Raw genomic sequence first — 13,864 nt, forward strand, 5'->3', positions numbered from 1 at the left:
GCGCGCCTTCCCCGGCATGCACGTGTCCGACGCCCCCGCTTCGGCCGCAGCGACCGCTTTCCCGGCGGCTTCGCCGGCGCGGCGAGCGCTGCGGTGGACGCTCGCGGTGGTCGCGACGTGCCTCGTCTGGTCGGCCAATCTTTTTTTTCCGAACGAGCCGGCGCTCGGACTCGATCCGTCCTGGCAGAGCGTGCTCTGTCACGCGGTCGGCCGCCCCTGGGTGTTCGGACGCGATCTGGTCTACACGTATGGTCCGTGGGGCTGGTTGACGACGCTGCAGTATGACGCGGCGACGTTCTTTCCCCGTATGGCGTGGGAAATCGGTTTCAAAACTGTCGCGTCCATCCTGGTGGTCCTCGCCGCAACCACGCTCGCCTGGCCTCGCCGCATCGCCTTTGTCGCCGCGGCGATCCTGTTTCCGCCCGTTTTTCAGGACACGCTGCCGATGCTGCTCATCGCTGGCCTGACGCTGCTCGCGATGCGCCCAAATCTGCGCTGGCCGCTCCTCGCCGCGATCGGCGCGGGCCTGGGATTTCTTTCGCTCCAGAAGTTCACGTATCTGGTCATGGCCGCCGGAGGCCTGACGTGCGTGGTGGGCCAACGCCTGCGCACGCCGGAACGCGGCCGCTTTCTGGCCGCGCTGCTCGGCGGCACGACCGGCTCATTTCTGATCGGTTGGATGGCCGCCGGCCAGCCTTTGGCCGCGATCCCGCTTTTCCTCCAACACTCGGCGTGGGTGGCTTCCGGATACACGGAAGCGATGTTCCTCGAGGAGTCGCCCGCCGTGTTCGCGTTCGGGATCTCGGGCGCGCTGCTGTTTTTGCTGCTCGTCTGGGATCGCGTGAACCGTGAAAGCTGGCCGGCCGCCCTGGCGTTGACCGGGTTTGGCTTTCTCGCCTGGAAACACGGTTTCGTCCGCGCTGACGGTCACACGCTCGGCTTTTTCTTCTTTGTGCTCTTCGCCGGCATCGCCGCGCCGCGCCTGAATCCGTCCGCAGGCTGGCGGCGCCACGTCACGTCCGGCGCGCTTTGCGCCGTCGCGCTCGGCGGCTGCCTCGCAGCGGAGCCGGCGATGCTCACGCTTCCCTACCACACCAGCCGTCTTCGCCTGGTGAAGAAGACCGAGCTCGCGTTCCAACTCCCTTGGGTTCGCGAAATCCGTGACCGGCAAACCCGTGCCCTCGCCCTCGGCCACGCGCTGCCGGCCGTTCGCGCGGCCATCGGAGATGCCACTGTCGATCAATTCGGCAACAACCAGGCGATTCTCCTGCTCAACGCCTTCAACTATCGCCCGCGTCCGGTCTTTCAAAGTTTCCAGGCCTACTCCGGACCGCTCGCCCGGCTCAATGAAACGGCCGCCCTCTCGCCGGACGGCGCGGAGTTCCTGCTCGCTTCGCTCGAGACGATCGACGGCCGGTATCCAACGCTTGATGACGCGGCTCTGCTCCCGCGTTTGCAGAGCGATTACCGGTTCGTTTTGGCGGAAGGTGGCTTTCTCTTGTTGCAAAAAAATCCCGCCCCGTCGGCCGTCACGCGGAAGCCTCTCGCCTCCGGCTCTCTGCGCTATGGCACCGAAGCGCAAACCCTGCCGCCAGGCAGCGGGACCGTGTGGGCGAGCATCGAGGCTCCGTATTCGTGGCTGGGTCGGCTGCGCACGTTTTTCTACAAGCCGCCGGAGCTCAGCCTCGTCGTGCGGGATGCCGACGACATCGAACGTCGCTTCCGCCTGATCGTCCCCGCCGCCCGCGCCGGTTTCCTGCTCAGTCCCATGCTTCTGGATACAGCGGACCTTTCGACGCTGTTGACGCAATCCGCCGGCCGGGAAGTCCGTAGCATTCGACTCGAACTTCCGCGCGGCGGCGTAAAATATTTCCGGGAACGCGCACGGTTCGAGTTCGCGCGCCTCGACATTATCGCCCGATAGTTGCAGAAGACTTGAACCCTTCAGGCGAAGCCGAAAGGCTTCGCCTAATGCAACTTGAACGCATCAGAACGGCCCGCATGAATCCCATCAACATCATCGACACCCCCTCCGCCAATGCGCTCGCCGATCCGCTCGCGCTTCGCATCGAAGGCTGGGTGCATGCGGCATCGCGACACGACGATCTGGTCGCGGTGGAGGTGCTCGCCGACGGCGAATTGCTCGGCCAGACGGCGTTTTTCTTCATTCGTCCCGACGTCAACGAGGCGCATTCCTTTTTGAGCGACACGCGGACCGGGTTTTCGGTTTTGCTCAGCGCCCCGTCCCTGTTCAGGCGGGAGTTCGTCACGCTCGGCTGTCGCATTCGTTTCAGCGACGGTTCCTCCGTGCTCGGGGCCACTCGCACCATCCAGGTCATCGATCGCGACTATCGCTCGAACGACTACGGCGTCTTGGCGCGACCCGATGAGACGCGGCTGTTTCACCGGTCCGACATCTACACCTCGGGCGCATCTGTCTCCGAAATCAATCCCGAGTGCCTGACAATGCTTCGCCGCTATCTTCCGGAGCCCCCCAGCCACGTGCTCGACGTCGGGTGCGGTTTTGGTGGATACGGGCGCGCGCTGCTCGATGCGGGTTACGACTGGCTCGGCGTGGAGGTCAAAGCTTCCGATTGCGACGAGCTGGCGCGGCGGAATCTTCCCCACCGCCAGGTCGATGGCCGCACACTTCCATTTGCGGATCGCGCCTTCGAATCGACGATCTGCATCGAAGTCCTCGAGCATATCGCCGAGCCCGCCGGGTTTCTGTCGGAGATCGCGCGAGTCACCGGCCATCGCTGCCTGATCTCGGTCCCCAACCTGGAACTGATCCCCTACCTTCATCCTTATCGCGTCGTTCCCTGGCACCTGCTCGAAGGCGATCACAAAAACTTCTTCACCCGCGCGAGTCTCCGCGGGCTGTTGTCCGGTTATTTCAGGAAAGTCGAGATCCTCACCTACGCACCCCTGCCTGTGCGCACACCCGAAGGTCTCCCGCTCGACAATCATCTGTTCGCTATATGCGAAAACTGAGCCCGGGCGCGCTGTCTCGCTGGTTGCTGCTGCTTGGCTTCGCGCTGACGATTCTCGGCGCAAAGTTCTGGCTCATTCAGCGCGCCGGCAGCGATCTGCCAGTGCTCGATCAATGGGACGGTGAAGCCGAATTTGCGCTGCGTCCCTGGTTGGAGAACCGGCTCACGGCGGCCGACATCCTGAAGCCGCACAACGAGCACCGCATCGTCACCACGAAGCTTCAAACCCTCGCGTTGACGGCGCTCAACCGGCAATGGGATGGCTACGTCGAAACGGTGTTCAACGCGTTCATTCACCTCGCGTCGGCGGTTCTGTTGCTGTGGTGCGCCCGACGCTGGCTGCGCGGGCCGCCGTTTTTTTGGTTTGGATTGCTGCTGCTGCTCCTCTTCAGCCTGCCGTTCTCCTGGGAAAACACCCTCGTCGGATTTCAGGCCCAGTTTTATTATCTGCTGCTCTTCTCGCTCGGACACCTGATCTTCTCGCTCGAGGCCGAACGTTTCACGATTCGCTGGGCGCTCGGCCAGCTCTGTGCCGTGCTTGCGCTGGCGACGATGGCGACGGGGTTTCTTTCCGCGCTGGCCGTGCTGTCGGCGCTGGGTTATCGCCTCGTTCGCGAGCGTCGCTGGACGCCGCAGCAAATCGTCACCGCGTTGCTTGCGGGCGCAGCCGTTGTCGCCGGTTGGGCGATGAAAGTCGATGTGGCGGGGCATGCGATTTTGAAGGCGCACACGCCGTTTCAATTCGTCTTCGCGCTGCTGCAGTTGCTCGCGTGGCCCGGGCCGTGGTTTCTCCCGCTGGTCTTCGCGCCCGCGGCGATTTTTATCTGGCGCGCGCTGCGACGCGGCGCCGGCAACGCACCTGATCCCGTGTTGCTCGGATTGTTGAGCTGGAGCCTGCTGCAGGCGCTCGCGCTGGCCTACGGCCGCGGCGGCGGCGCAGTTGAGGCGTCGCGTTACACAGATCTGCTCGCGATCAACGTCGCCGTTGGCGGCCTTCTGATTTTGCGCCAATCCCGACCGTGGTTCGTCGGCGCGTGGATGGTGGTTGCGATCGGCGGTCTGCTCACTCGCAGCGTTCACGAGGCGACGGGGGCGATTGGCTCGCTTCCGGAGATCCACCAGCGGCAGCATGAGCTTGTCCGTTCTTATGTGGCGAACGGCGATCCCGCCGTCTTCGAGAACCAGACATGGCCCGAGATCCCGTATCCCAGCGCGCCGGTGTTGCGGCAACGACTGGATACACCTGTGCTGCGCGCGATTCTGCCTTGGAGCGTGCGAACGCCCATTCGTCTCCGGGAAGAAACGATGCCTCGCGATCCGCATTCCGCGCCGACGCTGCCACGGGGCAATTGGGAGATTGCGCTAAGCACACGCGGCGAACCGGAAGCCGAACGAGAAGAGGTTTCCTGGCGAAGCGACCCTGTGGCGACATCGACGCTGCCCGTGCTGCGGTTCCTCGTGGCCGGCGATTTGGGCAACGGATCGCCCCGCCTGCGATTGACAATCAAGAGTCGGGAGGGCGAAACGCCGGTGATTCCTGAGGCGCCTTCCGGCGAGCGATGGAAGCGCGTGACGGTCGCCCGGCCGGCAGGCGAATGGTGGATCGAGGCGAGCGACGGCGATCCACGCGGCTGGTTCGCTTTCACCCGGCCAATCGAGATGGGCTGGACCAGCTGGGTCGCCGAAAAGATGACGAAGCAGCATGCCACTATCCTCGTCGCGGGATTGGTGCTCATCGGAGCCGCAACGGCGATCAGGCGCAGTCGCAAGCTGCCGCGCGTCGTGAGGCCGACCTCTTCGGCGGCCGCGATCGCATCGATCGCGGCGATGTTGGCCGCGGGAGCCATTGCCGTCGTTCTTTTGGTCCGGCTGAAACTGGTAAACCCGATCCCTCCTCCGCTCACGCCCGCGCCGTTTACAGAGCGCGATTTTGCCCTTCACGTCCTGTCATCCCGCGCGCCGCCGCCTTCGGCGGAAACATTCGCCGGACGGGTGCCACCAGCACTCGGCGGCGACCGGTGGTTTGGCTCTTACTATGGCGGCGACGCATTCACCGGCGTCCTCGCGACGGCCCCGTTTCCGCTTCACGAAGACAAGCTTTTCGTTCCGATCGCCGGCTATCCCCACTCGCCTGGCACGGAGCTGGCGCTGGAGATCGAAACGCCCGGCGGCCCGAAGCGAATCGCATTTACTGGAAAAAATCCCACCGAGCGGAGCGCCTTGTGGTCCGTGGATGTCAAGAAATGGCGCGGCGCCCCGGCCAGGCTGGTGCTGACGGACGCATCGCCGGCATTCGCCGGCTGGCTCGCCATCGGCGCGCCGTCGTTTTCTCCGCCGCACGAGGTGCCATGGCTTGAGAACGTTCGCCGCAACTACCTTTGGTTCGCGATCGGTGTGGTCGCCGTATCCGCGCTCCTGTTACTGCCGGGGCTGGCCCTGGCGACGTGGCTTCCGGGTTGGCGATTCTCCGCGACGGTTATGATCGCGATTCCCGGCCTGCTTGCCCTGGCCGCAGCCGGCTTGATGATGTGGCTGACGGGAAATGCGAACGGCGAGGTCTTCGCGGTCACCTGGCTGCTGGCTCACGGCGTTCTTGCCCTGCTGCTCGCGGTGCGCTGGTGGGCGCACGGCGTGCCGTTGGCGCGCGAGGATTGCCAGGCGGGCCTGGTCTACGGAGCGGTCGTGGTCGCCGCGCTCGCCTATGGCGTGCTTCCGCTCGAGGTCGCGCAGGAGTTTGGAGCCCGCACCACGGCGCAAAGTCGAATGATTGCGTCGCCTCCGGATCACGACATCCCGTGGCGGACCGCCGCCTATTTTCTACATGGCAAGGACGGTAACGAGGACCGTGCCGCCTACTTCGGTGAGATGTGGTCGGTCGGTTCGCGCGGGCCGTTGCTGCCGCTCGCGTTGACCTCTCTCTTTGCCTTCTTCGACGTGGATCCGGGATCGCCACCAGGGGCGCGAACGGACGCCTGGCCCGCTTCGTCGGACGGGTTCTGGCTCGCGCGCGCGTTCACGATTTTGTGCAACGCGCTCGTCGTGCTCGCCGGCGCGGCCCTGGCGTCGCATCTCGCGCCGCATTCCCAACGCCTGGCGCTGCTTGCTTTGGCGTGTGCTCCCGTTGTCGCCATCAACACGGATTTCGTGTGGCCCAAACTCCTCGCCACCACATTCGTCGTGCTTGCGGTGCGCGCGATCGTCGCGCAACAGCCGGCCTGGCGCAGCGCCTTGTGGTGTGCGCTCGCCTACCTGAGCCATCCGGTGGGAGCGCTGATGACGCCGCCGGTCTTTGGTTTTCTCGCATGGCGGGCGTGGCGGGAAAGCGAACCCGATCGCAGATTACGCACAGCCGTGCGAACGGCCGGTTGGTTCGCCGGCGCGCTCGCCGCCTGCCTTTTGCCGTGGCTGGCCTATAAAGCCTGGTTGGGACATCCGGACGCCATGCTCCGTTATACCCTCGGCGACGGACGCGGATTTCTGGCCGCGGCGAGCATCGGTTCATGGCTCGATTGCCGTTGGCAGAACTTCTGGCTGACCGTTGTTCCTGCAGGTTTTTTCTACTCGTCGCACATGACGGCGTGGCTGGAGGGTCCGCTCAGCCCGACACTGCGATGGGCGATTGGATACGCGAAATCGCTGCCGGGCGCGATGGGGCTGATTCTGTATCCGGCGGCGCTCTACAGTCTGTTCCGTCCCGCGCCGCAGTCGGCCGCCGGACTGCGTTTCTGGATTTTTGCCGGTGCGTTCGCGACGATGCTGGTTTTCTGGGGCTTCAGCAATGACGGTTTGGGACGCAACTGCCTGGAGCCGCTCTCGATTCTTCTCATCATTTACGCGGCCGCCGCTTTGCCGCCCGTCCGACGCGGCTGGTATTGGGTGCTGCCAATCGCGGCGCTCGAAATGGCGGGCATCCGGGTGCTCGGCATCGTTGCCGCGCCCGACTTCCCCAGCTGGCAGATCAACGGTGAGGCCGCAGCGCTTTTGGCCCTCTCCATCGCCGCTGCGCTCGCACCTGCGATGTGGTATGTGGCTCGACCTTGGTATCGCTCATCCGATTCCCAAGGACTGAAGTTTCTGACCGCGGCGCTGATCGTCGTGGTGGTCGGATCTGTCCTGGCGCGGGGGAGTGTCACGTCCGGACAGATACTGATTCAAAATCTGACAGCGTGGCTGGCGAGCGGTCTTGTTTTGGCCGGAATGGGAATGGTTGCACTCGCGGCGGTCCAGCAGCTCGGTGGCATCACGCAGCCGTGGCAACCCCTCGTCGCTGGGGCGTTGGTCTGCGCCGCAGGATATGCAACCTTCTGGGCCTACTTTCTGCATCCGTGGTTCGGACATCTGGTCGCCGTTGGCGGCGCAATCGGCGGCATGACCTTCGGCTGGGGCCATCACCTCCGCGGCTTGCAGATGAACCCCGAAGCCAGACGCATCGCACTGCTCGGCGGCTTCATCGGTCTGGGCTACATCGGCGTTCTCCATTTGTATTCCGGGAGTGGAAGCCTCTACGCGCTGTCCGCGAATCGGTTTCTCGCCGGACTCCCGGGCGACAATGAACTTCCGCACCTCTTCGCCGAGCGACTTTATACCGGTAGCTCACTCAAACCTTTCTCCGGCGACTGGCTTTCCAGCGACCGGCCGCCGCTGCAAACCGGCTGGATCCTGCTCACCCGCGCGCCGCTTGCGCCCTTGGGGTTGGACGCCAAATCCGTGAGCGGCATGTCGGCGATCTGGTTTCAACTTCTCTGGGTGCCTGCGTGCTACGGTCTGCTCCGATGGCTGCAAATTCCGCCCCGACGAAGCGCCGTTTGGGTCGCCCTGCTTTCCCTCAGTGGTTTCTTCCTGCTGCACTCCACCTTTGTCTGGCCCAAGCTCGCCGCGGGCGCGCTGATGTGCGGCACGTTTGTGTTATGGGTCTCGCGGGCCGAATCGAGCCGGCTTTCATCGGCGCTGGTTGCCGGTTCGCTTTGTGCCGCGATGGCCTGGCTCGCCCACGGCGGCGTGGCGTTTTCTCTCCTTGCGCTCGTGCCCTGGATTGCGTGGGACGCTTTGAAGGGTCGGTATCGGGACTGGCTCCTCGCCGGATGCGTGTTCGCCCTCGCCGCCACGCCCTGGCTGCTGTATCAAAAATTCTATGACCCACCGGGCAACCGCCTCGTGAAGTGGCACCTTGGCGGCCAGATCGCCCCGGACCCTCGTGGAGTCTGGGAAACCCTGCGGGAGAATTACGGTGCCCTGGACGGCGCAGCCATCGGTCATCAGAAGCTCGAGAATTTTAAAACGCTCTTTCGCGGAGAATGGCACGAACTAGTCGCCACCTCCGCCGCGGGAGCCGAAGCCCGCCGCATCGACGAATTCTTCCATACGTTCCGAGCGTTCGGTTGGTGGCTCGTCGCACTTTTCTTTCTGCCGCTGATTTTCCGGCGCTTGAGAGTTGCCCCGCCGGAGTCTGCGTCTCGGGCGAAAAGACACGGCGCGCTGCTGGCCTGGAGTCTCGGGACACTCTGCGTCTGGTGCGCATTGATGTTCAAGGGAGGCGAAGCCATCGTTCACCAGGGATCCTTCGCTGCGATGATTGCCTTGTTCGCACTGTTCGCCGCCTGGTGCGACGTTGTTGGCCGGTTCGCCATCCCCGCGATGGCGGTGCTTCAACTCGCGGCCTTCGTGTTCACCTGGGTTCCCGGCAATGGGGTCATCGGGGGGAACATGCAACCGCTGGCCTGGGGAATCATAATCCTCGGCGCAGCGGGGGTAATTCTGATTGGCTGCCGACCGCATCGGGAAGTCGCGGTGGCGGAGAATGAAGGGGCGTCATGACGAGAACCTTGCTTGACTGGCTCGATCGCGAGCCCTGGCACTACTGGAGCATCGCGCTGCTGACGACCGTCGCGTGGACGGTCACCCTGCTCATCGATCGCGACGATCGCCGCTGGCCGAGAACCTGGTGGCTGTGGTCGGGCGCAAGCGTCCTGCTGCTGCTGGCCTGGCGTTGGCCATTTCTGGTCGGTCCCGCGATCGCCAATCCCGACGAGGCGCAAATGATCGCGGGCGCGATCACGCTTAAGTCGTATCCCATTTTTTGGAAATACGTGGACGGCACGACTCACGGTCCGCTCGCCGACGTCCCCCTGCTCTTCGCCCACGCCTTCGGTGTTCCGCTCAGCTATGGCGGCGCCCGGTTCGTCGGCGGGATGATGATGATCGGCGGCTGGCTGCTCGCGGCCCGCGGGCTGCGGCATTGCGGCTCCTTTTCCGCGATTCGACTGGGGCTGGCGCCAGTCATCCTGCTTTGGGTCTCCATCTCTTTTTATGACTTCTCCGGATACACGAGCGAAATGCCCGCGATCTTTTTTGCGCTTGTTGCGATCTGGCCGCTCGCATCGGCACTGCGTTCCCCGGAGTTGTCCATTCGCCAACGCGCATCGCTACTCGCGTTGGGCGGGGCGCTGCTGGGCTGCATCCCCTACGCGAAGATCCAAGGCATCCCCCTCGGCGTCGCCATCGGAGTCGTGTCGCTGATCGCGGCGTGGCGGCGACCCGCGCGCGGCCGGTTCGTAACGGCCCTCATCGCCGGCGCGTTGGCCCCCTCGCTGTTCCTCGCGGTTTACCTGATCATTTGGGGACTCACCCAGCAGTTTTGGCTTACGTATGTTTTGAACAACCTGCTCTACGCGGACGGCGGCGAGTTCTCGTGGTGGTGGATGATTTCTCAGCTTTGGAGCTGGATGGACGTCGCGCCCGGGTTGCAGGCGGCAGCAGGCATCACGATCCTCGCTTTCCTTGCCGCGCTGGTTGTCTCCTGCCGCTGGCGCCCGATCCGCCGGCCCTGGCTCCCAGCCGACGCGACGTTACTCTCCAGGATTCGCGTGCGCGGTTTCTCGCTCAGTCCGGGCGGAGCATCCCGCTTCCTCCTTGCCGCGGTGGTCGTGGCGGCCGGCGTCTATTGCGTGCTGGCGCCGCGTCGCTTCTTCGCGCACTACCTGCAGTTTTTGAGCGTGCCTCTCGGAGCGCTGGGCATCGTCGCGTGGTGCGAACTTCGTTTCCGCATGGCAAAGCTGTCGGGCCGGGCCGAGTTCGCGGTGCTGGCAATACTGGCGCTTCTGATGGCGAGCCCGCTGATCGTCGCCCGTCTCCAACGAGCGAATCCTGAAATGCGTGGCGAGTGGACTCGGCGGCAAGGCGAAATGAGATACCCCGCCTCGATCGCCATCGCCCAGCTGGCCCAGCCGGGCGACACGATGACGGTATGGGGCTGGATGCCCTATTTTTACGTCGAGACCGGCCTTCCCCAAGCCGCCCGCGACGGCAATACGCAACGGCAGATTCAAGGCTCCATGGTGGAGTTTTATCGCCAGAGATACCTGTGGGATCTGCAACGTCGGCTGCCCCGCATTTTCGTCGATGCCGTGGGCGGAAACAATTTCGGCTACAACGACCGCACCCCTGAGCATCGCCACGAGAGTTTTCCACCGCTGCGGGATTTTGTGGCTCGTCACTACTTTCTGGCGGCGACCGTCGACGGCAGCCGCATTTATATCAGGAAACAGTAAAGCCCGTTTCGCTCGTTTCCCGCGCTCCGCACGTCGGCCGCGCCCCCTCAATCGCCTCGGGAAACCCGCGGACGTCTCACCCGGGGGAGCACGACCATCGTTCGAGTTGCGCCGCGACGTGCGTCGCTTATTTAGCTGGTTCTTCTCAACTTCCTCCTCTCGTGCCCAAAACCCTTCTCGTCACTGGTTCCTCCGGTCTCATCGGCTCCGAAGTCTGCGTCTATTTCGCCCGCGAACTCGGCTACACCGTCCACGGCGTCGACAACAACCAGCGCGCCGTCTTCTTCGGCCCGCAGGGCGACACCCGCTGGAACCAGCAGCGCCTCGCGCACGAGCTGCCCGACTTCGTCCATCACGAGCTCGACATCCGCGACCGCGCCGGCGTTCTCGCCCTCGTCAAATCCGTCAAGCCCGACGCCATCGTCCACACCGCCGCCCAACCCAGCCACGATCGCGCTGCCGCCATCCCGTTCGACGATTTCGACACCAACGCCGTCGGCACACTCAACCTCCTCGAGGCCGCCCGCCAGTCCGCGCCCGAATCGCCGTTCGTCCACATGAGCACGAACAAGGTCTACGGCGACGCTCCCAACCGCATCGCGCTCAAGGAACTCGAGACCCGCTGGGACTACGCCGATCCGACCTACGAACACGGCATCGCCGAGACGTTCACCATCGACCAGTCGAAGCACTCGCTTTTCGGCGCGTCGAAGGTCGCCGCCGATGTCATGGTCCAGGAATACGGCCGCTATTTCAACCTGCCTACCTGCTGCCTTCGCGGCGGCTGCCTCACCGGTCCCAACCACTCCGGCGTCGAGCTCCACGGCTTCCTCTCCTACCTCGTGAAATGCAATCTCGAGGGCCGCGAATATAAGGTTTTTGGATACAAGGGAAAACAGGTGCGCGACAACATCCACTCGCTCGACGTCGCGCGGTTCATGGCCGCTTTCGTCGCCGCGCCGCGCGCCGGCGAGGTCTACAATCTCGGCGGCGGCAAGGCCAACAGCACGTCCATCCTCGAGGCGTTCAAGATCGCCGAAAAATTCACCGGCAAGCCCCAGGTCTACACCTACGTCGACCAGAACCGCATCGGCGACCACATCTGCTACTACTCCGACCTGCGCAAGATGCGCGCGCACTACCCGTCGTGGGACATCACGCAGTCGCTCGAGGAAACGATCCGCCAGATCGTCGAAGCCTGGCAGCGCCGGCCCCAGGCCGCATAACCACCGCGCGCATCCACCTCGCGCCGCCGCGCCCTCACTGCAGCATGCGGACGCGGCGGTCTTTCCGCGGAAACTGCAAGGTCACGAGCGTGCCCACGCCTTCCTTGCTCTCGATGCCGATCTGGCCGCCGTGGTCGCGCATGATCCGCTGCACGATCATCAGGCCGAGACCGTGGCCGCTGGATTTCGTGGTGTGATACGGCTGAAACAACCGCACGAGATCCTCCTGCTTGATCCCCGCGCCGGTGTCGCCAAAGAGCAAATACACATTGTCGTCGTCCGCGTGCGACCGGATTTTCAATTTTCCACCCGGCTGCATCGCCTCGATCGCGTTTTTGATGATGTTGAAAAACACCTGCTTGATCTGATTGGCATCCGCCATCACCACCGGCAGCTCGCCCGTCGCTTCCGCATCGACGGTGATCCCGCGATCCGCGAGCTCGCCGTGCTGGAAACGCAGGACGTCCGCGAGCAGCTCCGCGAGGTGCGTCTCCGAGAGGTCCGGCGTGCGCGGCCGGATCGCCTCGAGGAAGTTGCTAATGATCCCGTCAAGCCGTCGGACCTCCTCCTGACAGACTCCGATCGAGTTCTCGAGCCCCGCGACGTCCTTGTCCTTCGCCGAACGCAGCTTCTTCAACCGGCGCTCGATCAACTGCAGGTGAATCGTCAGCGAATTCAGCGGATTACCCAGCTCGTGCGCCACGCCTGCCGCGAGTAGCAGGATCGATGACGTCCGCTCGTTTTCGATCCGCGCCTCCGTGGTTTGTTTGTCGCGCGTGATGTCCGAGAGAATGACCGCAAACCGGCGCAGCGCGCCGCGGGATTCGTTGCGAAACGGCACCATGTAGAGCCGCACCGTCCGCGGCTCCGGATACGTCAGCTCGAACTCGCGCGCCACGATCGGCAGCGACGCCACGCCCTCCGCGTCGAGGGCGCGCTCGAGCGAGGGTCGCAGTCCTGGCACGAGCCGCCACAGCGTCTGCCCCGACAGGTCTTCGTCCGCCAGGCCGATCAGTCGCTGCGCCGCGCGATTGGCGTATTCTATCCGCCCATCCGCGCTGATCACGAGCACGCCTTCCTGCAGCACGTTGAAGATGTCCTCGAACAGCCCGCGCTCGCGCGCGAGCCGCTGCACGAGGTTCGCGAGATTGACCGAGTCGAGCGACTCGACGCGTCCAAGCACGCGGTCCAGCGAGGAATTCTTCTTACCGGGCATGGGCGCACAAAAACTGAAACCCGGAAAAACTGAAATGCTGAAAACTCCGCCCGTTCCCGGCTTCTCAGCGTTTCAGGTTTCTGGCGTTCCGGCGCTCGATGTCTTCAGCATTTCATTCGCCGAACATTTCCATCTGCGCGGGATCGACGCGCACCGCGAGCAGCTTGCGCAGGAACATCTCGCGATGCTCGATACAGCGTCCGAGCCGCAGCACCGCCTCGCGATGCTCCTCCGTCCCATAGCCTTTGTGTTGCGCAAAACCGTAGCCGGGGAATTTCGTGTCGAGCTCGCACATCAGCCGGTCGCGCGCGACCTTCGCCACGATCGAAGCCATCGCGATGCAGAGCGAGCGCGCGTCGCCGTTGACGAACGCCGTGTGGGGATAAGGAAAGCCGCGCAACGCCAGACCGTCGATGAGCACACGCGCCGAGACCGTGGGCTGAAACGCCGCGCGCTCCTCGAAACTCGAGAACAGGTCCGGCTCGACTTTGCGCTCGAAGGCATCCGGCGGATGGATCGCTTCCAGCGCCCGGCGCATCGCGAGCTTGGTGGCTCCGAGGATGTTGAACTGCGCGATCTCGTCCACGCCCGCCACGCCGAAATGCGCGTGGATCATTCCGTTCGCCGCGAGGGTCTCGAACTCCTGCCACAACTCCTCGCGCTGCGACGCGTTGAGCGCTTTCGAGTCGTTGACGCGCCCGGCTTTCGTGATCGCCCAGCGGCTCTCCAGAAACTCGCGCGTCACCAGCACCGCCGCCGCCACGACCGGCCCGGCAAACGCGCCGCGCCCCACTTCATCGACGCCGATGAGGCTTTGGTAACTTTCGATCTGCTTCAGATCGAACGCCCGCAATTGTCTGCGCTTCGGCATGCTAACGCGTG

General features: G+C 64.3%; 7 protein-coding genes. 5 read left to right on the plus strand and 2 right to left on the minus strand.

All coding sequences use genetic code 11. The features are described 5' to 3' along the window. Positions 1 to 16 precede the first annotated feature (16 nt). From AC6RV7_RS00790 to AC6RV7_RS00810, 5 genes are all read left to right on the plus strand, one after another. Entirely contained in the window at positions 17 to 1,924 is a 1,908-nt protein-coding gene (locus tag AC6RV7_RS00790) for a hypothetical protein (RefSeq protein ID WP_500091983.1), read from the plus strand. 77 nt (positions 1,925 to 2,001) lie between these two features. After that, positions 2,002 to 2,994, plus strand: a complete 993-nt coding sequence (locus AC6RV7_RS00795; protein WP_500091984.1) for a class I SAM-dependent methyltransferase — start codon at positions 2,002 to 2,004, stop codon at positions 2,992 to 2,994. Then, positions 2,982 to 8,807, plus strand: a complete 5,826-nt coding sequence (locus AC6RV7_RS00800; protein WP_500091985.1) for a hypothetical protein — start codon at positions 2,982 to 2,984, stop codon at positions 8,805 to 8,807. The genes AC6RV7_RS00795 and AC6RV7_RS00800 overlap by 13 nt, the downstream gene beginning before the upstream one ends. After that, complete coding sequence (locus tag AC6RV7_RS00805) at positions 8,804 to 10,540, plus strand: hypothetical protein (RefSeq protein WP_500091986.1); 1,737 nt, start codon at positions 8,804 to 8,806, stop codon at positions 10,538 to 10,540. Before AC6RV7_RS00800 ends, AC6RV7_RS00805 begins: the two co-directional genes overlap by 4 nt. 161 nt (positions 10,541 to 10,701) lie before the next feature. After that, positions 10,702 to 11,766: an NAD-dependent epimerase/dehydratase family protein gene (locus AC6RV7_RS00810; RefSeq protein WP_500091987.1), complete on the plus strand. Its 1,065-nt coding sequence runs from the start codon at positions 10,702 to 10,704 to the stop codon at positions 11,764 to 11,766. A 34-nt stretch (positions 11,767 to 11,800) separates the two neighbouring features. Here AC6RV7_RS00810 and AC6RV7_RS00815 read toward each other — a convergent pair whose 3' ends face one another. Beyond that, complete coding sequence (locus AC6RV7_RS00815) at positions 11,801 to 12,982, minus strand: two-component system sensor histidine kinase NtrB (RefSeq protein ID WP_500091988.1); 1,182 nt, start codon at positions 12,980 to 12,982, stop codon at positions 11,801 to 11,803. A gap of 112 nt (positions 12,983 to 13,094) precedes the next feature. Further along, positions 13,095 to 13,853 carry a ribonuclease HII gene (rnhB, locus tag AC6RV7_RS00820; protein WP_500091989.1) on the minus strand — a complete coding sequence of 253 codons (759 nt, stop codon included), beginning with the start codon at positions 13,851 to 13,853 and terminating at the stop codon, positions 13,095 to 13,097. Positions 13,854 to 13,864 lie beyond the last annotated feature (11 nt).

The organism is Opitutus sp. sgz309028 (genome assembly GCF_059821195.1).

Bases quoted from the DNA above. Each gene is read 5' to 3' on its own strand.
- rnhB (WP_500091989.1), bottom strand. From the start codon at position 13,853: ATGCCGAAGCGCAGACAATTGCGGGCGTTCGATCTGAAGCAGATCGAA.
- AC6RV7_RS00790 (WP_500091983.1), top strand. From the start codon at position 17: ATGCACGTGTCCGACGCCCCCGCTTCGGCCGCAGCGACCGCTTTCCCG.
- AC6RV7_RS00795 (WP_500091984.1), top strand. From the start codon at position 2,002: ATGAATCCCATCAACATCATCGACACCCCCTCCGCCAATGCGCTCGCC.
- AC6RV7_RS00800 (WP_500091985.1), top strand. From the start codon at position 2,982: ATGCGAAAACTGAGCCCGGGCGCGCTGTCTCGCTGGTTGCTGCTGCTT.
- AC6RV7_RS00815 (WP_500091988.1), bottom strand. From the start codon at position 12,982: ATGCCCGGTAAGAAGAATTCCTCGCTGGACCGCGTGCTTGGACGCGTC.
- AC6RV7_RS00805 (WP_500091986.1), top strand. From the start codon at position 8,804: ATGACGAGAACCTTGCTTGACTGGCTCGATCGCGAGCCCTGGCACTAC.